The sequence below is a fragment of the Hymenobacter crusticola genome, from assembly GCF_002154225.1.
In the GTDB taxonomy this organism is placed as follows: Bacteria; Bacteroidota; Bacteroidia; order Cytophagales; family Hymenobacteraceae; genus Hymenobacter; species Hymenobacter crusticola.
In genome coordinates this window covers 432470-451404 of record NZ_MTSE01000001.1, presented here as the reverse complement: position 1 = coordinate 451404, position 18935 = coordinate 432470, and the positions used below count along the sequence as shown (strand labels likewise).

Sequence of the window (18935 nt, the reverse complement as noted above, 5' to 3'; positions counted from 1 at the left end):
TCAATTAACAATTACCAGTTAGTGGGTTAACGACTAACAGTTGGCTCCCTGGGTAAAACCTAGCGAGAAGTAGCAAAGCCCTATACTCCGGAAGCCGCCTGTATGTTAACGGATAGTTGTTAACTGATCAATGCTTTAGAACAAGGCGGCCGCAATTCGACGGATCGACTCCGATTTGCTCATGGTGTAGTAGTGCAAGCTAGGTACCCCATGCGCCATCAGTTCCTTCGACTGATTGATGCACCACTCAATACCGATTTGCCGGGCTGCTTCATTGTTAGATGCGTGGTGTACGGCCTCCGCCAGCGCCTCCGGAATGTTTAGGTAAAACGAGCGGGGCAGCATGGTAAGCTGGCTCTTGGTGGTGAGCGGCTTCAAGCCCGGAATAATAGGCACCATAATGCCCGCATCGCGGCAGCGCTTTTCGAAGTTGAAAAACTGCTCGTTATCGAAGAACATCTGGGTCACAATATAGTCGGCGCCGCGGTCTACTTTGTGCTTTAGGTAACGGATATCGGCTCCCGAGTTGGGCGACTCAAAGTGCTTCTCGGGGTAGCCGGCCGTGCCAATGCAGAAGTTGGTGGCGGCAGTTTCGTCCTGCTCCTGGTTCAGATACTCGCCTTTGTTCAGGTCATTAACCTGCCCAATCAGATCGCAGGCGTAGGCGTGGCCGTCGGGATGAGGAATAAAGTGCCCCTCCGACTTGATGGGGTCGCCGCGCAAAGCCAGTACCGTATCAATGCCCAGGAAGTGCAGGTCGATGAGCGCGTTTTCGGTTTCTTCCTTTGTGAATCCCCCGCAGATCAGGTGCGGCACGGTGTCTACATCGAAGCGGTTTTTGATGGCAGCGCAAATGCCAACGGTGCCCGGCCTTTTGCGCACCGTTTTCTTCTCCAGCAAGCCGTTCGGATGACGTTGATACATGTACTCCTCGCGGTGGTACGTCACGTCAATAAACGGCGGCTTGAACTCCATCAACGGCTCTATGTTGTTGAAGAGGTTCTGGATGTTTTCGCCCTTACGTGGCGGCAGTACTTCGAAGGAAAAAAGCGTTTTGCCTTGAGCTTGAGCGAGGTGGTCGGTTACTTTCATAAGGAGCGCAGACGTTGTCGTCTGCGTATCGGAGAATCGATAGTTGATATAAGTACCCTTGTAGCGTGGGCGCACGCGAATGGTAACGTCCGCGCTATAGTGCCGTAACCGGTACGGCCGTTGGGCTATAGTTGAGGTTTGGAGAAAGCCACCGCTCGAGGTCTGCCAAGGGCATATTTTTGCGCTGGGCGATATCCTCTACTTGATCCTTGCCAATCTTGCCTAGGCCGAAGTAGCGCGAGTCAGGGTGCGCGTAGTAGAGCCCGCTCACTGAGGAAGCCGGGTACATAGCTAGGTTCTCGGTGAGGTGAATACCCGTTTTATTTTCGGCATCAAGCAGCTCAAACAGCGTGATTTTCTCGGTGTGGTCGGGGCAGCCGGGGTAGCCGGGCGCCGGGCGTACGCCGCGGTACTTCTCCTGAATCAGCTCGTCGCCGCTGAGATTTTCGTTGGGCGAGTACCCCCAGAATTCCTCCCGCACGCGCTGGTGTAGGCGCTCGGCAAAGGCTTCCGCTAAGCGGTCAGCCAAGGCTTTGATCATGATGCTGGAGTAGTCGTCGTGGTCCGCTTCAAACTTCTCCAGCAGCTTCTCAATGCCTAGGCCCGCCGTCACGGCAAAGCCGCCGATGTAGTCTTCGCGGCCGGTTTCTTTCGGCGCCACGAAGTCGGAGAAAGCTAGGTTCGGGATCTTGGGACCTTTCTCGCCTTGCTGACGCAGGGTGAAGAACTCGGTGGCTAGCTGCTCGCGGCTGTCGTCGGCGTAGATTTCGATGGTGTCGTAGCCCACGGTGTTGGCAGGCCAGAAACCCACTACCGCCCGTGCCGTCAGCAGCTTCTCGTCGATGACTTTGCGCAGCATGGCTTGCGCGTCCTCAAACAGCTTAGTTGCCGCCTCGCCCAATGTCTCGTCTTGCAAGATGCGGGGGTAGCGCCCGCGCAGCTCCCACGTGTGGAAGAAGGGCGTCCAGTCGATGTACCGGGCCAGCTCGTCCAGCGGATAATCTTCCAACACCTTCGTACCTAGGAAGCTAGGTTTGGTAATAGGCGTGGTTTCCCAGTCCGATTTGAACTGATTTTCGCGGGCGGCTTCGATGGTGAGGTACTGCTTGTCGCGCTGACGGCCAGCGTGGTCGTCGCGGAGCTGGCGGTATTCTTCCAGCACGGTGCTAGCATACGTATCCTTGCCCGAACCGAGCAGGCCCGCCGCCACGCCCACACTACGGGAAGCATCGTGCACGTGCACCACGGGGCCCGTGTAAGAAGGAGCAATCTTCACAGCGGTGTGCAGACGGGAAGTGGTAGCGCCCCCAATGAGCAGCGGAGTTTTCAGGCCGCGCTTTTCCATTTCGGCTGCCACGTACACCATCTCATCCAGTGAAGGCGTAATTAGGCCGCTCAAGCCGATGATGTCGGCACCTTGCTTCTGGGCTTCGTCTAGGATTTTCTCTAAGGGCACCATTACCCCTAGGTCCACAATATCGAAGTTGTTGCAGGCCAGCACCACGCCCACAATGTTTTTGCCGATGTCGTGCACGTCGCCTTTCACGGTAGCTAGCAGGATCTTACCGGCCGTTTGGCGTTCCGAGCCTTCTTTCTCGGCTTGCAAGAAAGGTTCTAGGTACGCCACCGCTTTCTTCATCACGCGGGCCGATTTCACGACCTGGGGCAGGAACATTTTGCCCGCGCCGAATAGGTCGCCGACCACGTTCATACCAGCCATCAGCGGGCCTTCGATCACGTCGAGCGGCCGGCTTACTTGCTGGCGTACTTCTTCGGTGTCTTCATCAATAAACTCCGTAATGCCTTTCACCAGTGCGTGTTTCAGGCGCTCGGCTACCGGCAGGCTCCGCCATTCGTCGGCAACTACTACGGCCTTGTCTTTCTGCTTTACCGTGTCGGCAAAGGTCACGAGGCGCTCGGTAGCGTCGTCGCGGCGATTGAGCAGTACGTCTTCGCACAGTTCCAGCAAATCCTTCGGCACGTCGTCGTATACCGCTAGCTGGCTGGGGTTTACAATGCCCATATCAAGACCGGCCTGGATGGCGTGGTAGAGGAAAGCGGAGTGCATGGCCTCGCGCACTACATCGTTGCCCCGGTACGAGAAGCTAACGTTGCTCACGCCGCCGCTGGTGCGGGCGCCTGGCAAGTTCTCCTTGATCCAGCGCACGGCGTTGATGAAGTCGACTGCGTAATTGCGGTGCTCGTCGATGCCGGTGCCAACGGTCAGGATATTTGGGTCGAAGATGATGTCGGTAGGCGGGAAGCCAACCTCGTTCACCAGGATATCATAGCTGCGCTTGCAAATTTCGATGCGGCGCTCGTAGCTGTCGGCCTGGCCATCTTCGTCGAAAGCCATAACTACCACGGCGGCACCGTACTGCCGCACCGTGCGGGCGCGTTCTTTGAATGCCTCTTCGCCTTCTTTGAGTGAAATGGAGTTCACAATGCTTTTGCCCTGCACGCACTTCAGGCCTGCTTCCAGCACGCTCCACTTCGAGGAGTCGATCATGATGGGCACGCGGGCGATGTCAGGCTCGGAAGCAATCAGGTTGAGGAAAGTCGTCATGGCCTGCTCCGAGTCAAGCATGCCTTCGTCCATATTCACGTCGATAACCTGTGCACCACCTTCCACTTGGGCACGGGCCACAGCCAAAGCTTCCTCGTAAGCACCGGTGCGAATGAGGCGCGCAAAAGCACGCGAGCCGGTCACGTTGCACCGCTCACCCACGTTCACAAACAGACTGCTATCGTCGAAGCCGAACGGCTCCAAGCCACTCAGGCGCGTAACCGCGGGTATTTCAGGCAGCGGCCTAGGTCTGTACTGATCCACCAGCCTAGCTAGCTCACCGATGTGCTGGGGCGTGGTGCCGCAACAGCCCCCGATGACAGTGATGATGCCGTCTTTCAGGTAATCTTCCACCACGTCGGCAAATTCCTGGGCCGATTCGTCATAGCCCCCGAAGGCATTGGGCAAGCCAGCATTGGGGTAAGCCGAAATGTGCACGTCCGAAATACGGCTGAGCTCCTGCACGTACTGCTTGAGCTGGGCAGCACCAAGGGCGCAGTTCAAGCCTACACTCAGCAGTGGTAAGTGGCTGATAGAGTTCCAGAAAGCTTCTACAGTTTGTCCCGAAAGCGTACGGCCTGAAGCGTCGGTAATAGTACCCGAAATCATGATAGGCACCACACGGCCACCTTCGTCGAAGAACCGCTGCACCGCAAACAGCGCTGCTTTGGCATTCAGGGTGTCGAAGATGGTTTCGATCAAAAGCGCATCGACGCCGCCGTCGATCAGGCCCCGCACTTGCTCGTGGTACGCAGTAGCTAGCTCATCAAAGGTAATGGCGCGGAAACCGGGCCGGTTCACGTCGGGCGAGAGGGAAGCGGTACGGTTGGTTGGGCCGATGGCGCCGGCCACAAACCTAGGTTTGCTCGGGTTCTGGGCCGTGTACTCATCGGCCGCATCACGGGCTAGGCGCGCCGACTCATAGTTCAGCTCATACACGACGTGCTCCAGGCCATAGTCTGCCTGGGCGATGGTAGTACCGCTGAACGTGTTGGTTTCCACCATATCGGCGCCGGCCGCGAAGTACTCGGCGTGAATGCTGCGGATGATATCGGGCCGCGTAAGGCTCAGTAGGTCGTTATTACCACGCAGGGGCTTGGGATGATCCGCGAAGCGTGTGCCCCGAAAATCTTCTTCCGTCAGCGGGTAGCGCTGAATCATAGTGCCCATCGCACCGTCGAGCACGAGGATGCGCTGCTGGAGGATGTTGTAAAGCGGCGAAGCGGGGCTAGCTGTTTTCATGGTTCTCCTTCGGAAAGTCGGCGTACTAGTTGAGCCTATCCAGAAAGAGAAAACTGCGGGTGCAGGTTCCGTACTTATCTTCTTCGGTCGTTTTTTTCGGCCGAATGGGAGTTGGCACCTTGTTTCGCTTAGGTTGCCAAGACGTCGTAGGGCCCAGTCCCTCAGTCTTTCTGGATAAGTATCAGCACAAAGATACGAGGGAAGTGCGGAAAAGTAAGCGCCTGAAATAGCGCGAAGCCTGCGCTTCGTGTATCGTAAAACGACTGGCACCTAGGTCGCCATATCTGTCGTTCAATGTACGCGAAGCGCAGACTGTGGTTGAGCTTTCGTTTTCTAGTCCTTCTTTACGCAGTTCGGGACGGTCTTGCCGTCCTTTTTCTTGGTGCCTTCTTGTTCGTAACCTTTCCAGCACGGATCCTTTTCTTTTTTCGAGGCGGATGCTTTTTTCTCGGCCATGATAAGTGCGATTTAGTAAGTGGGTGGGTAACACAAACTTATTACTGTAAAAAGCTTACGAACTACCTAGCCTACAGTTCAACTTTCAAGCAAAAAGCCAATTTTTTGTAAGCTCACGCCTTCTACAAACGCCGTTTGGTGCCGACTGTAGCACCACTTGGCGGCTAAATCAATAGTTGTTTAAAAACATTAGTGTAGCTACACGGTTTATTGGCAGCCAGATGACAACTAGCTAAATGCATCTGCTTGCCTCAACTCTTATGACCCAGACAACCAAGCTTTTCACGCCCTTTACTATGGGCGCTCTTACGCTGCCCAACCGCTTTGCCATGGCCCCAATGACCCGGAGCCGCGCCAACAACGAGGGAAACGTACCAACCGACTCAACGGTAAAATATTACGAGCAGCGTGCTTCTGCCGGCCTGATCATTACGGAAGGTTCGCAGGTTTCGCAGCAAGCAGTGGGCTACATCTTCACGCCGGGTATCTACTCGGAGGAGCAAGTGGCCGGCTGGAAAAAAGTGACCGACGCCGTACACGCCGCCGGTGGTCGTATCTTCATTCAGTTGTGGCACGTGGGCCGCATTTCGCACCCGTTCTTCCACCAAGGTGAGCTACCTGTAGCCCCCTCGGCTGTGCAGCCAACGGGCGTAAAAGCCTTCACGCTGAATGGACAAGAAGAAATCCCAACTCCCCGCGCCCTAGAGACGCACGAGGTGAAAGCCGTAGTGGAAGACTTCCGCAAAGCCGCTGAAAACGCCAAGAAAGCAGGCTTCGACGGAGCCGAAATTCACGGAGCCAACGGCTACTTAATCGACCAATTTATTCAAGACGGTTCCAACCAGCGCACCGACGAGTACGGTGGTAGCGTGGAAAACCGCGCCCGCTTTGCCTTGGAAGTAGTAAAGGCCGTATCAGACGTGCTCGGTGCCGACCGCACCGGCATTCGCTTGTCGCCCACGGGGGTGATGGGTGGTATCAACGATACCGACCGCCTCGGTACCTTCAGCTACGTGGTGGAGCAACTCAACCAGTTCAACCTAGCGTACTTGCACGTGATTGAGGCACTGCCCGGTCACCCAATGGCGGCTCAGCCTGGTCAGGAGAAAGTAGCGCCGACTCTGCGCAAGATCTTCAATGGTCCTTTTATCCTGAATGGCGGCTACACCCAAGAAACCGCTGAGGCTGCGCTGGAAAACAACGAAGCAGATCTGATTGCCTTCGGCGTGCCGTTCATCTCGAACCCCGATCTAGTGGAGCGCTTTCAGCAAGGCGCGGCCCTCAATGCCCCCGACCAAGCCACCTTCTACGGCGGCGACGACAAAGGCTACATCGATTATCCTTCGCTGGCAGAAGTCGAGCAGGCGACGCAAGACATCGTGGAGAAATAACCAACCCGGCAACAGCTACCTAGGTAGCTGAACTCTTGCTAAGTACTACCAAGGAGAGCCTACTGTTCGCAACGGTAGGCTCTCCTGCTTTTGGTTACGTCGGTGAGGGGCTAGGGCAGTGTGGCTTGCGTCAACGAAGGACGCAGAAGAAGCAAAAGCCACAACTTTTTGGCCTTTGGCCGACCTTATGAAGGGTTCTGCGTACGCCTGCTCAACCAACCACCGCATTGACAATGAACACCGAACAGAACGAACCACGCCCAACCAATAGCGAACTGAACACGGGCTCGATGCCTTACCCCACGAGTCAGGAGGACATGAAGAGCAAGCCGGATTCGGACTTGTCGAATTATAAAGCCGCTGGCAAACTCACTGGTAAAGTGGCGCTCATCACGGGCGGCGATTCCGGTATTGGCCGCGCTGTGGCTATTGCTTTTGCCAAAGAAGGCGCCGACATAGCCGTAATCTACCACGAAAACGCCAGCGACGCCGACGTGACTGGCCAAGCCGTACAGGCCGCCGGCCGGAAGTTCTTGTCCATTCAAGCCGATGTGCGCTCGGCCGACGCGTGCCGCAATGCCGTGCGCCAGACCTACGAGGAGCTAGGTGGCTTCAATATTTTGGTAAATAACGCGGCCTACCAGATGGGGTACGAGAACTTTGAAACCATCCCGGAGGAGAACATTCACCGCACCTTCGATACCAACATCAAGGGCTACATCTTCATGGCTCAGGCGGCTATTCCGTTCCTGAAGGAGGGCGACTCTATCATCAACACGGGTAGCATCGCGGGCATCGTCGGTAACCCGCACCAAGTAGATTACGCTTCGACCAAAGGCGCCATTCACACCTTTACCAAGAGTTTAGCCGCCTACCTAGGCGAGAAAAAGATTCGGGTGAATGCGGTACTGCCCGGCCCCATCTGGACGCCACTCATCCCCGGTACTATGCTGGAAGAAGACCTGAAGAAATTCGGTTCGCAAACCATGCTAGGTCGCCCTGGTCAGCCCGAAGAGCTAGCGCCTTCCTACGTGTACTTTGCCTCGCAAGATGGAAGCTATAGCACGGGCAGCTTGCTCGAAGTAACGGGCGGTATGCCCAAAGAAGGCTAGGCTGCGAAAGCCCCCGTGTTGTCTGTACAACCTAAGCAAAATGCCTCGCTCTTTCTTCGGAAAGGCGAGGCATTTTTATGAAAGCACGTGTACGGTTTTTGGTAGGTAGCACGTTGATAGTGAGTAAGGAAGCAATGGTAGTCCGTAAGGTATAGACTATATGGTTCGTGCGCTACTTCTCGGCTTGATTGGAGGGCTTTTGCTGATAACCACAGCCGCTGCCCAAACGCCCCGCCGCCTGCAACACGGCTTGCAAGCAGCCTATTACCGCGGCACAGATTTCGACGAGCTGATCAGCCGGCGAACCGACGCACAAATCGACTTTACGTGGCGCCAGCAGGAGCCAGTGCCAGGGCTGGCTCCGGAGTATTTCTCGGTGCGCTGGACGGGCTACTTGTTTGCCCCAGTCACCGGCGACTATAGGTTTTACCTCACCCTGGATGATGGGATGCGCCTATGGGTTGGCAACAAGCTGCTTTTCAACGAGTGGGGCGACCACCGCGAGTACACCACCTGGATGCCGATGCACCTGAAGGCGGGTACCTTTTACCCGTTGCGGCTAGAATACAGGCAAGGGCCACTCTGGAACCGGGCGTTACTTGCCTGGGTGCGGCCCGATATGAAGCCAGCGCCGCCATCTACTTCCAACTACCTAGGGTTACAGAAAGTGTATACCCCTGTGACCATTCCGGCGCAGTACTTCTACTCCGATGCGCCACCGCCCAAACAAGCAACACCTGCCTTGCCCGCTGTGCAGCCCGTGGTGCTACTGACTGCGCCCAACGCTGCACCAGCCCGCAAACGAATCTACGTCAATAAGCTGCGTATGGAGAAGCCTGCTTCATTGCGTCGCGAGCCACCTAAAGAGCCAGCCGACCTAGGTTCTGTATCACGTGGCACCGTGGTGGAGTTGCAACACCTGTACTTCGAGCAGAGCAAAGCCCGTTTGCTGCCGTCGTCGCTGCCCGAGATGGAGCGGCTAGCGCTCATGCTACATCAGCAGCCCGCGCTGCGTCTTCAAATTGCGGGGCACACCGATAACGTGGGCGACCCGCGGCTCAACCAGCTGCTGTCGCAACAACGGGCCGAAGCAGTACGCGACTACCTGCTTCGGCAGGGTATCGCGGCCGACCGCCTGGAGGCCATCGGCTACGGCGGCACCCGGCCCGCCAGCGACAACGCCATCGAGCTGGAACGGGCGCGCAACCGGCGAGTAGAAGTAACCATTTTGTAGGGAAGGGGCACGAAGCTTCGACTGCGGAGCTAGGTTCTGCGTAAGCTGAACCATCCAACGTTCTGCTCTTTACACATGACCAACTCCGAAGAATCTACCCCCGAGTTCCGGCCAATGGCCAGCGACATGAAGGCCGAAAAGCTGCCTTACCCCGCCCGGCAGGCCGACATGAAGCAACAACCCGACTCCGACCTAGCTAACTACAAAGCCGCTGGCAAGCTGGCCGGCAAAGTTGCCCTCATCACCGGCGCCGATTCCGGCATTGGGCGCGCCGTAGCCATTGCCTTTGCCAAAGAAGGCGCTGATGTGGCCGTGCTCTACAACGAAAACGACGAAGACGCCGAAAAAACGAAGGCGCTAGTCGAGAAAGAAAACCGCAAGTGTCTGCTGCTCAAGTATGATGTGCGCGAGCCAGAACATTGCCTCAGCGCCGTGCGCCGCACCCGCGACGAGCTAGGTGGCCTGAATGTGCTGGTAAACAACGCCGCGTTCCAAATGGCCCAGGAGAAGTTCGAGGATATTTCGGTCGAGCAAATTCGCCGCACCTTCGATACCAACATCCTAGGGTATATCTGGATGGCGCAGGCGGCCATTCCGCACCTGCAAAAAGGCGACTCCATTATCAACACGGGCAGCATTGTGGGCCTCACCGGCAACCCGATGCTGATTGACTATACCTGCACCAAGTCGGCCATTCACGCCCTTACCAAGTCGTTGGCTACCTACCTAGGGGAGAAGGATATCCGCGTGAACTGCGTGGTGCCGGGCCCCGTCTGGACGCCTAACATTCCCGGCACCATGCCCGCTTCCGAAATTGACAACTACGGCCACGAAGTAGCCCTGAAGCGCCCCGGCCAGCCCGAGGAGCTAGCTCCGGCCTACGTGCTGCTGGCCTCGCAAGACGGCTCCTTCATGACCGGCAGCCTCGTGCACGTGACGGGCGGCAAAATGTCGAGCGACCAGTAAGCTAGCTTTTGGTGCAACAGGATAACAGAACGTCCTGCTGCGCTTGCTAAAATCTCTTTACCACTTCATTCAACGATATGAAAACGCAAGATTTGCGTCTCTTTCGTTGAGCAATTCGCCTAGAGCGCGACCTAGGCACACAACAGCAGCAACGGGTAAGACGTAGCGTATTGCATCTCTACATCGTTCTGGCATTCGCAACGAAACGTGCAGAAATGAAAAGCGGGATTTATTCTGTGCTTTTCCGTTTCTGCACGTTTCGGGCGTACTTAAGCCCATGAACAAACGCTACTTGCTAGGTGGCCTGCTGGGTGTAGTAGCCGCTGGGCTGCTTTCCGCGGCGGTCCCATCTGATGCTGTGCTGAAGAAAGTACGGCAATACCGCCAGCACCACGAACACGATTTACTAACGGAATATCAGCAACTTCTGTCGGTGCCAAGCGTGGCTGCCGACAGCGCTGGTTTGCGCCGCACTGCCACTACCATCGCCGATATGATGCGCAAGCGCGGCATTGCAAATGTGCAGCTGCTGCGCGCCAACACGGCCGGCGTGCCGCCTGCCGTGTACGGCGAAGTAAAGGTGCCCGGTGCCACCCGCACCCTCGTGTTCTACGCTCACTACGACGGCCAACCCGTTAACCCCGCACAGTGGGCGCCGGGCCTGAGCCCTTTCAAGCCGAGCCTAGCCAGCGGCTCCTTGGCCAATGGTGGGCAGTTGCTCCCTATGCCACCGGCCGGCACGCCATTCAACCCCGAGTGGCGCCTGTACGCCCGCGGCAGCTCCGATGATAAGGCCGGCGTGATGACCATCATTACGGGCTACCAAGCCCTGGCGCAGAGCGGAGTGAAGCCTACCGTCAACCTGAAGTTTTTCTTCGAGGGCGAGGAAGAACGCGGCTCTCCGCACCTCGCCGAGCTGCTGCGCCAGCACCGCGACGTGCTCAAATCGGACCTGTGGATAATCTGCGACGGACCAGTGCACCAGTCGGGGCGCAAGCAGGTGGTGTTTGGAGCCCGCGGCGATGTGAACCTAGGTATCACGGTCTATGGGCCAAAGCGCCCGCTGCACAGCGGCCACTACGGCAACTGGGCGCCCAGCCCCGCGCTGGCGCTGGCACAGTTGCTAGGTTCTATGAAGGATAGCACGGGTCGCGTTACGGTTGCGGGCTTCTACGATGATGTCGTGCCGCTGACGGCCACTGAGCAGGAGGCCTTGCGCCGGATTCCTGCCGTCGACGAGGACCTTCGCCGGGAGCTAGGTTTTGCCCGCCCCGATGGGCAGGGCAAGTCGCTGGTAGAGCTGATCAATCAGCCTTCCTTGAATATCAATGGAATGCGTAGCGCTAATGTGGGTGCCCAAGCCGCCAACGTCATCCCCACGATGGCCGAAGCCGTGCTGGACTTGCGCCTGGTGCTCGGCAACGATTACCAGCGGCAGGTAGAAAAAGTGGTGCGCCACATCCAGCGTCAAGGCTTCTTTGTGACGCGGGCCGAGCCCACCGACGCCGAACGGGCGCAGCACCCGCGCATTGCCAAGGTCACGCTCGAAACCGGCTACAATGCCCAGCGCACGCCCATGGATTTGCCGGTGGCCCGTAGCGTCATCAACGCCGTGCAATCGACGGTGACGCAGCCCGTGGTGCTGCTACCCACCTCCGGCGGTAGCCTGCCGCTGTACGTGTTCAAGCAGGAGCTAGGTACCACCACGCTCACGGTGCCCGTAGCCAACTACGACAACAACCAACACGCCGAAAACGAGAACATCCGGCTAGGCAACCTCTGGGAAGGCATCGAGACCATGGCCGCCGTGATGACCATGAAATAAACGGTCAAAATTCTTCCTCTACGCACGGGGCCTGCGACTACGCATAGTCGCAGGCCCGCTGTGTTTTACGGTTGAGCTAGCCCGCGCGCAATGGCCGTAGAAAGGCGCCGCCAACGTTTCTTGAGAAAATAGTTAAATCCAGGGAAGATTTTGTCCGTAAGGAGTTTATACCTCAACAGTAAAGTGCTGTTTCGCTGGTGTGCTCCTGACCTTCCTTTATGTCTGCTCCTTTTTATCCTGAGGGTACGGTGCGTGCCCTCCTGGCAACGGACCTCGTGACCGAAGCCACCCGCACGGCCCTCGCTGCCCGCCTCGACGCGCCGCTGTACGAGCCGCAATTTTTCGATGGGGTTACCTATGAGCTGTTGCGCGCCGTGGCGGCCCGGCTGTTTCCGCAGCCCGATAGAGAGACGCCTATTGAGCTAGCTCATGCCATAGACGAACGACTGCTTAAGGGCGAATCGGATGGATGGCGCTACGAGGCCTTGCCACCCGACCGCGAAGCATACCGGCTAGGGCTTGGCGGCATCAACGAAAGCGCGCAGCTCCTATTCCAGCATCCTTTCTTGTCGCTCAGCCCCGAGCAGCAAGACGCGGTATTGGCAGCCGTGCAGCGTGCCGAGGCGCCCGGTACCACCTGGGAGACCTTGCCGGCCCAACTGTTTTTTGAAGAATTGCTGGCGGAGCTAACCGAGAACTACTATTCCCACCCGATAGCCCAAGAGGAAATCGGCTACGTGGGCATGGCCGACGTGCCCGGCTGGCACCACCTAGGTCTCAACAACTTAGACCCCCGCGAACCAGAGAGTAATTGAGCAGCAAAGTAGCTGAGTCGCTGAGTCGCGGTATGTGTGTGATACTGCTACTCGGTTATCTGCTCATTTTCTACTCAGTTGCTCATTTTACTCAGTTACTCGACTTATGCCGGACGAAGAAGTATTAGAAGAGGGCGTGCTGAACCCGGTGAAACCGGAAATCCAGGACCCCTTGCTGCGTGAGATTATCGACGAAAATCAAAGCAAGCCAGCCGCCTCGCGCGACCCGTTGGAGCAAGCTGCTTTGCTGCCCGAGGTTGAGGAAACCGTTGACTGCGTGGTAATTGGTACCGGGGCGGGCGGCGCGCCCCTGCTAGCTAGGCTCGCTATGGCCGGCTTGAAAGTAGTAGCGCTGGAAGCCGGCGGCTGGCACGACCCAACCAAGGATTTTGCGACCGATGAGAAAGCGCAGGCGTTTCTGTTTTGGAACGACGAGCGCCTATCGGCTGGCAAAGACCCGGTAGCGTTTGGGCGCAACAACTCCGGTACCGGTGTGGGCGGCTCCACGCTGCACTACACCGCCTACACCCCCCGCGCCCAAGACGACGACTTCCACCTGCACCGCGACTTCGGCGCGGGCGTCGACTGGCCGTTTGGCTACAACGAGCTGGAGCCGTACTACGAGGAGCTAGAGCACTTCCTGGGCATTTCAGGCCCCGAAAATTACCCGTGGGGAAAGGCCCGCAAGCGGAGCTACCCACTGGCGCCGCTGCCGCTCAACGGAGCTGCGCAGCTCATGCAGCGCGGGTGCGCGGAGCTAGGTATTCGCACCTCGCCGGCGGCCAACGCGGCCTTATCAGCGCGTTATTACCAGGAAGGCGTGGGCTGGCGCGAGGCATGCACCAACCGCGGCTTCTGCCAGGCCGGCTGCAACAACGGCGCGAAGGCGAGCATGGACGTTACATTTCTGCCCTTGGCCGCGGCCCACGGCGCCGACATTCGGCCCAATAGCTACGTCACCGAAATCGAGCGCAACAGTAGCGGCCACGTCACGGGCGTGGTGTATACCCAAAACGGCATTCAGCAGCGAATCAAATGTCGCAACTTATTTCTGTGTGCGGGCGCTATCGAAACACCTAGGTTGTTGTTGCTCAACGAGCTAGCTCTTACCAGCGGGCAGGTAGGTCGTAACTTCATGGCGCACACGGGCATTCAGGTGTGGGGCACCTTTGCGGAAGACATTCGCCCCTACAAAGGCATTCCAGGGTCATTGATTTCTGAGGATACGCACCGGCCTAAAGATGCCGACTTCGCAGGAGGATATCTGCTGCAAAGTATTGGTGTCATGCCTGTTACGTTTGCAAGCCAAGCGGCGCGGGCCCGCGGGCTGTGGGGCCAAGCCGGGCGCGACTACATGCGCGACTACAACCACATTGCCGGCATCAACATCCTGGGCGACTGTCTGCCGCACGCCGATAACTTCCTGGAGCTAGCCGAAGAAAAAGATGCCCGTGGGGTAGCTAAGCCCCGGGTGCACTTCACGGCGCAGCCCAACGAACAGCGCATCACGGCGCACGCCGAGAAGGTGATGCGGCAAATTTGGGAGGCGGCCGGCGCCACCGATATCTGGGCTTTCCCGCGGTACGCCCACACCATTGGCACGGCCCGCATGGGACTAAGCGGCGACGATGCCGTGGTGGATGCCAACGGCCGCGCCTTCGATGTGCCTAACCTGTATATCTGCGACAACTCAGTGTTTCCGAGTGCTTTGGCGGTCAACCCGGCCCTGACCATCATGGCCGTGAGCTTGCGTACGGCTGACAAGTTTCTAGAAAAGGAACGGCGGCGCGACCAGTAGTGCGAAGCTCCAGCTCCGCACATCGTTGAACAACCTAGGCCGGTTGGTGCTAACGATAGATGTTTAACGATGCCCAAAGCTGGAGCTTCGGGCTTTCCTCTGCAAATGGCTAAGAATTTTTTAAGTCACATCAAAAAGAAGTTCGGCGACAGTGGCTACGAAGGCGACGAGTTCGGCGGGGCTGCGGGCCACAACGGCAACGGGTTGCCCACCGGAAACCCCGGCAACTTTATGTTCGCCACGGGCATCGAATGCTCGTACCCAACCATCGACCACGGCAAAACTCGCCGCGACCTGCTCGCCGAAACCGACCACTACAACCGCTACAAGGAAGACCTAGGTTTGGTGAAGGAAATGGGGTTGAAGGTGTTACGCTACAATCTGCCTTATTACCAGATTCAGAAAGCCCCCGGCAAGTATGATTGGGACTTTGCTGATGCGGCCATGAAGGAAATCAAGCGCCTCGGCATCACGCCCATCTTGGATCTGATGCACTTCGGCGTGCCCGATTGGATCGGCAACTTCCAGAACCCGGAACTGCCCGTGCACTTCGCCGAATACGCCGGAGCTGTGGCCAAACGCTACCCGTGGGTGCGATTTTATACGCCTGTCAATGAGGTGTATGTAACAGCCCGGGCCAGTGCCCGCGACGGTATCTGGAACGAGCAGTTGAAGTCGGACCGGGCCTTTATCACGGCCATGAAGCATTGCGCGGCGGCCAGCATCATGGGCAACCACCAGATTGCCAAGCACCGCCCCGACTGCGTGATTGTGCAGAGCGAATCGGCCGAGTACATCCACGAGATGCGCACCGTGGAGAGCGACGAAACGCGCATCTCCAACAAGCTCCGCTTCCTCTCGCTCGACTTGCTCTACGCTCACCCGCTGGATGCCGAAGTGCTGCTGTTTTGCCTCGATAATGGCATGACGCGCGAGGAGCTGAAGTGGTTTATGGCCGGCGAGCCGCCCGGTTACCAAATCATGGGCAACGACTACTACGGTCGGAATGAGCGTATTATCAAGCCCAACGGCGACTGGTGCTCGGCCGAGGACGTGCTAGGTTGGTACACCATGACACGCCAGTACTACGAGCGCTACCGCAAGCCGGTGATGCACACCGAAACCAACACCTTCAAAGCCGAAGATGCCGAGTGCTGGCTCTGGAAGCAGTGGGTGAACGTGACGCGTATTCGCAAAGATGGCGTGCCCGTGCTAGGCTTCACGTGGTATTCCCTGCTCGATCAAATCGATTGGGATATTTCGCTGGCCGAAAAGCGCGGCACTATCAACCCCTGTGGCCTCTTCGACCTCGACCGCAAAATCCGGCCCGTAGGAGAGTCGTATAAGATGATGCTTCAGGAGTTTGGCCAGATTACCATGGTCCCCCACGGCGAGCTATTCGAAATTACTTCGCGTCCTGCGGAGCTGAAGGTAGAGGTATAGGGCATTTGGCGTAGTCCGATTGATCAGGAGTGCCTTTGATCTTGGACCGGTGCTTCAAGCCAAAGTCCACCAAAGCATTAATCACGGGTTGGATTTCGATAGCATGGGGCGTGAGGGCGTACGAAACCGTGACGGGTTTGGTATTATTGACCGTGCGAGTAATGAGCTGGTTTTCCTCTAGGTCCTGCAATTCCTTCGACAGCACCTTAGGCGTAATACCCACCGAGGATTCTTGTAAGTCTTTGAAGCGCAAGGTGCCATAGTTGTATAGGTTGAGCAGGATGCAGAATTTCCACTTTCCACTCAATAGCTCGATGGCGTCTTTTAGCGCCAATATTTTCTCTTTATGGAGCGCCGGTGTTTGTTCGCAGGTTACGGTCATAAATAGTCGCTTTCCTAAAGGTAACGGATAGCAAAAGTATAGTAACTACCCCAGACTTTTGGCTTGTTCTTAAACACAACGAAATGAACAAGACCATTTTTATTACCGGTGCCTCGTCTGGCATCGGTAAAGCGGCCGCTAAGCTATTCGCGGCCAAAGGCTGGAATGTGATTGCCACCATGCGCAAGCCCGAAAATGAAACCGAGCTCAACCTGCTAGACAATGTGAAACTGTTGCCCTTGGATGTAACCAATGTGCAGCAGATTCAAGATATCACGCAAGAAACGCTGGCCCTAGGCCCCGTGGATGTAGTGTTCAACAATGCTGGTTACAGCTTATTAGGGCCTCTGGAGGCTACTGCCGATGAGCAGCTGGTGCGCCAGATGGAAACTAATTTCTTGGGCGTGGTGCGTGTTACGCAAGCCTTTATTCCGGCTTTCAGGGCCAGAAAGGCTGGCCTATTCATTACTACCAGTTCCTCGGCTGGGTTGATGGCTTTTCCGGTGAGCTCGATGTACGATGCCAGCAAATGGGCGCTGGAAGGTTGGAGCGAAAGCTTGTCGTTTGAGTTACGCCAGTTCGGGATTGGCATCAAAAACATTGAGCCAGGTTTGGTGGCGACGGAGATAGGGGATAAAGGGGTCATCGTTTCGCACCCAGAGTACGAGGAGTTGGCAAATAAATTCTTCGCGGCCATCAGCGACCCTAATAGCGTAGTCTCTACCTCGGAGCAAATTGCGGAGGTGGTGTACGAAGCTGCTACCGATGGCACCGATACCTTGCGGTATGTGTGCGGAGAAGATGCGAAAGCCTGGTATGCCCAACGCCTTGCTGTAGGGGATGAAGCATTCAGAAAGGGAATTGATCAACTAATTGCGGGGTAGCTCAGTACCTAACCTAGGTGCTTTTCAACTAAGACCTGTTCGGTGATCTTGCGTTAGGCACCCTAGGTGCTTCGACTAAAAGTGAAAAGCCAGCCCCGATGGGCTGGCTTTTCTTGCAAAATAGGTCGTGCAAAAGAGCAAAGAACTTAAGCAGTTACAGCCGCTGCGGCGTGTTGGGCAGGCATTTCTACATCCACCCCTAGGCCTTTGGCAATGGCCATACCCAGGCGGATATCGGCGCGGAACCAGTGGCACAGCTGACGCTGAACGATAAGATCTTTCTTGGGGCCATCAATGCCGCTCATCGAACCTACGACGTTGTTCACCAGGTTGGATTGCGCTTCTGGCGACAAAAGTCGGAATAAGTTACCGGGCTGGGTGTAGTGGTCATCCTCGCCGGGAGCGTTGCGGTCGTAGCGGTCGGCGATGTTCGAGTCGAGGGGCAGCGGGGGCTCACCTTGGCTCTTGTCTTCCACAGGGCCGTCGAAACTGTTGGGGAAGTAGTTCGGACCAGGGCCGCCGTTGTCGCCAAGGGCCATTTGGCCGTCGCGCTGGTAGTTCGAGAAGCCGAAGGGGCATGCGTTGACGGGCAAGTGCTCGTAGTTGGCACCTAGGCGGTAGCGCTGGGCATCGGGGTAGCTCAGGATACGGCCTTGCAGCATCTTGTCGGGTGAGTAGCTGATGCCGTCGACTACGTGAGCTGGCGCAAAAGCCGCTTGCTCGACGTGAGCATGGTAATTGACGGGTACTTCGTTCAGCTCCAATACGCCTACTTCGATCAGCGGGAACTCACCCTGGGGCCACACCTTCGTGATATCGAAGGGGTTCCAGCGGAACGTACGTGCTTGGGCCTCAGTCATCACCTGAATGAACATCTTCCAGCGGGGGAAGTTGCCGTTGTCGATGGCGTCTACGAGGTCGTGCTGGGCGAAGTCAGCGTCTTCGGCCTTCATCAGGCGGGCTTCCTCGTCGGAGAAGTTCTTCACGCCCTGCTCGGTGCGGAAGTGAAATTTCACCCAGGTGCGCTCGTTCTGCGCGTTGATCAGGGAGAAGGTGTGCGAGCCGTAGCCGTGCATGTGGCGGTAGCCGTAGGGCGTGCCGCGGTCCGACATCAGGATGGTGACCTGGTGCAGGCTCTCGGGGTTTAGGCTCCAGAAGTCCCACATCATCGTGGGCGACTTGCGGTTGGAGCGGGCTTCGCGCTTCTGGGTGTGGATGAAGTCAGGAAACTTCACGGCGTCTTTCACGAAGAACACCGGCGTGTTGTTGCCCACGATGTCCCAGTTGCCGTCTTCAGTATAGAAGCGCAGGGCAAAGCCGCGGGGGTCGCGCTCCGTGTCGGCCGAGCCTTTCTCACCGCCTACCGTGCTGAAGCGCAGGAAGGTACGCACTTGGTTGCCTACTTGGCTGAACAGCTTGGCACGGGTGTACTTCGTAATGTCGTGGGTCACGGTGAACGTGCCGTAAGCCCCTGAGCCTTTGGCGTGCACTACGCGCTCCGGAATCCGCTCGCGGTTGAAGTGGGCTAGCTTCTCTTGCAGGAAGTAGTCTTGCAACAACAGCGGCCCGCGCGGACCAGCCGAAATCGAGTTTTGATTGTCGAAAATAGGACGACCCGAAGCGGTAGTCAGCTTCTTCGGTTGAGTTGATTCTTCCATGCGAGGTATAAGGACGAAAGTGTAAAGCGGAGGGCGCGGCAGCCGTAGCCGCTCGTCGACAGTACAAAGGT

The 18935-nt window shown here is 57.2% G+C and carries 14 protein-coding genes and 1 riboswitch; of the genes, 9 read left to right on the top strand and 5 right to left on the bottom strand.

Features of this window, described 5'->3' with window-relative positions; translation table 11 throughout:
* Positions 1-135 precede the first annotated feature (135 nt).
* From metF to BXP70_RS30780, 3 genes are all read right to left on the bottom strand, one after another.
* Complete coding sequence (gene metF, locus BXP70_RS01845) at positions 136-1092, bottom strand: methylenetetrahydrofolate reductase [NAD(P)H] (protein ID WP_086592297.1); 957 nt, start codon at positions 1090-1092, stop codon at positions 136-138.
* A 94-nt stretch (positions 1093-1186) separates the two neighbouring features.
* Positions 1187-4900, bottom strand: coding sequence for a methionine synthase (metH, locus tag BXP70_RS01840; RefSeq protein WP_086592296.1), 3714 nt, complete (start codon positions 4898-4900; stop codon positions 1187-1189).
* A 71-nt stretch (positions 4901-4971) separates the two neighbouring features.
* Positions 4972-5081: riboswitch (SAM riboswitch) on the bottom strand.
* 152 nt (positions 5082-5233) lie between these two features.
* Positions 5234-5356: a hypothetical protein gene (locus BXP70_RS30780; RefSeq protein ID WP_262490749.1), complete on the bottom strand. Its 123-nt coding sequence runs from the start codon at positions 5354-5356 to the stop codon at positions 5234-5236.
* A 260-nt stretch (positions 5357-5616) separates the two neighbouring features.
* Here BXP70_RS30780 and BXP70_RS01835 point away from each other — a divergent pair, with 260 nt between their 5' ends.
* The 8 genes from BXP70_RS01835 to BXP70_RS01800 all read left to right on the top strand — a co-directional run bounded on the left by BXP70_RS01835 (position 5617) and on the right by BXP70_RS01800 (position 15940).
* The gene (locus BXP70_RS01835) at positions 5617-6747 is read left to right on the top strand and encodes an alkene reductase (RefSeq protein WP_086592295.1); all 1131 of its coding nucleotides are present in this window, start codon (positions 5617-5619) and stop codon (positions 6745-6747) included.
* Positions 6748-6980: 233 nt separating this feature from the next.
* Positions 6981-7859, top strand: coding sequence for an SDR family oxidoreductase (locus tag BXP70_RS01830; RefSeq protein WP_086592294.1), 879 nt, complete (start codon positions 6981-6983; stop codon positions 7857-7859).
* A 160-nt stretch (positions 7860-8019) separates the two neighbouring features.
* Complete coding sequence (locus BXP70_RS01825) at positions 8020-9093, top strand: OmpA family protein (protein WP_086592293.1); 1074 nt, start codon at positions 8020-8022, stop codon at positions 9091-9093.
* 75 nt (positions 9094-9168) lie between these two features.
* Positions 9169-10059, top strand: coding sequence for an SDR family oxidoreductase (locus BXP70_RS01820; protein WP_086592292.1), 891 nt, complete (start codon positions 9169-9171; stop codon positions 10057-10059).
* A 277-nt stretch (positions 10060-10336) separates the two neighbouring features.
* Entirely contained in the window at positions 10337-11884 is a 1548-nt protein-coding gene (locus BXP70_RS01815; protein WP_086592291.1) for a M20/M25/M40 family metallo-hydrolase, read from the top strand.
* Between the two features lie 218 nt (positions 11885-12102).
* Positions 12103-12699, top strand: coding sequence for a gluconate 2-dehydrogenase subunit 3 family protein (locus BXP70_RS01810; RefSeq protein ID WP_086592290.1), 597 nt, complete (start codon positions 12103-12105; stop codon positions 12697-12699).
* 106 nt (positions 12700-12805) lie between these two features.
* On the top strand, positions 12806-14497 hold the full coding sequence (locus BXP70_RS01805; RefSeq protein WP_086592289.1) for a GMC family oxidoreductase: 1692 nt from the start codon (positions 12806-12808) through the stop codon (positions 14495-14497).
* A 105-nt stretch (positions 14498-14602) separates the two neighbouring features.
* Positions 14603-15940: a family 1 glycosylhydrolase gene (locus BXP70_RS01800; protein ID WP_086592583.1), complete on the top strand. Its 1338-nt coding sequence runs from the start codon at positions 14603-14605 to the stop codon at positions 15938-15940.
* On the opposite strand, the gene BXP70_RS01795 is transcribed toward BXP70_RS01800, so the two are convergent.
* Positions 15903-16322 (bottom strand): winged helix-turn-helix transcriptional regulator, encoded by a 420-nt coding sequence (locus BXP70_RS01795; protein WP_086592288.1) that lies wholly within the window; start codon positions 16320-16322, stop codon positions 15903-15905. The genes BXP70_RS01800 and BXP70_RS01795 overlap by 38 nt on opposite strands.
* 83 nt (positions 16323-16405) lie before the next feature.
* Here BXP70_RS01795 and BXP70_RS01790 point away from each other — a divergent pair, with 83 nt between their 5' ends.
* A complete protein-coding gene (locus BXP70_RS01790; protein WP_086592287.1) occupies positions 16406-17206 on the top strand; it encodes an SDR family oxidoreductase in 801 nt (266 codons plus the stop codon).
* A gap of 146 nt (positions 17207-17352) precedes the next feature.
* On the opposite strand, the gene BXP70_RS01785 is transcribed toward BXP70_RS01790, so the two are convergent.
* On the bottom strand, positions 17353-18864 hold the full coding sequence (locus BXP70_RS01785; RefSeq protein WP_086592286.1) for a catalase: 1512 nt from the start codon (positions 18862-18864) through the stop codon (positions 17353-17355).
* Positions 18865-18935 lie beyond the last annotated feature (71 nt).

Excerpts from the sequence above, each read along its gene's own strand:
- metF (WP_086592297.1), bottom strand. The coding sequence starts at position 1,092 with ATGAAAGTAACCGACCACCTCGCTCAAGCTCAAGGCAAAACGCTTTTT.
- metH (WP_086592296.1), bottom strand. The coding sequence starts at position 4,900 with ATGAAAACAGCTAGCCCCGCTTCGCCGCTTTACAACATCCTCCAGCAG.
- BXP70_RS30780 (WP_262490749.1), bottom strand. The coding sequence starts at position 5,356 with ATGGCCGAGAAAAAAGCATCCGCCTCGAAAAAAGAAAAGGATCCGTGC.
- BXP70_RS01835 (WP_086592295.1), top strand. The coding sequence starts at position 5,617 with ATGACCCAGACAACCAAGCTTTTCACGCCCTTTACTATGGGCGCTCTT.
- BXP70_RS01830 (WP_086592294.1), top strand. The coding sequence starts at position 6,981 with ATGAACACCGAACAGAACGAACCACGCCCAACCAATAGCGAACTGAAC.
- BXP70_RS01825 (WP_086592293.1), top strand. The coding sequence starts at position 8,020 with ATGGTTCGTGCGCTACTTCTCGGCTTGATTGGAGGGCTTTTGCTGATA.
- BXP70_RS01820 (WP_086592292.1), top strand. The coding sequence starts at position 9,169 with ATGACCAACTCCGAAGAATCTACCCCCGAGTTCCGGCCAATGGCCAGC.
- BXP70_RS01815 (WP_086592291.1), top strand. The coding sequence starts at position 10,337 with ATGAACAAACGCTACTTGCTAGGTGGCCTGCTGGGTGTAGTAGCCGCT.
- BXP70_RS01810 (WP_086592290.1), top strand. The coding sequence starts at position 12,103 with ATGTCTGCTCCTTTTTATCCTGAGGGTACGGTGCGTGCCCTCCTGGCA.
- BXP70_RS01805 (WP_086592289.1), top strand. The coding sequence starts at position 12,806 with ATGCCGGACGAAGAAGTATTAGAAGAGGGCGTGCTGAACCCGGTGAAA.
- BXP70_RS01800 (WP_086592583.1), top strand. The coding sequence starts at position 14,603 with ATGGCTAAGAATTTTTTAAGTCACATCAAAAAGAAGTTCGGCGACAGT.
- BXP70_RS01795 (WP_086592288.1), bottom strand. The coding sequence starts at position 16,322 with ATGACCGTAACCTGCGAACAAACACCGGCGCTCCATAAAGAGAAAATA.
- BXP70_RS01790 (WP_086592287.1), top strand. The coding sequence starts at position 16,406 with ATGAACAAGACCATTTTTATTACCGGTGCCTCGTCTGGCATCGGTAAA.
- BXP70_RS01785 (WP_086592286.1), bottom strand. The coding sequence starts at position 18,864 with ATGGAAGAATCAACTCAACCGAAGAAGCTGACTACCGCTTCGGGTCGT.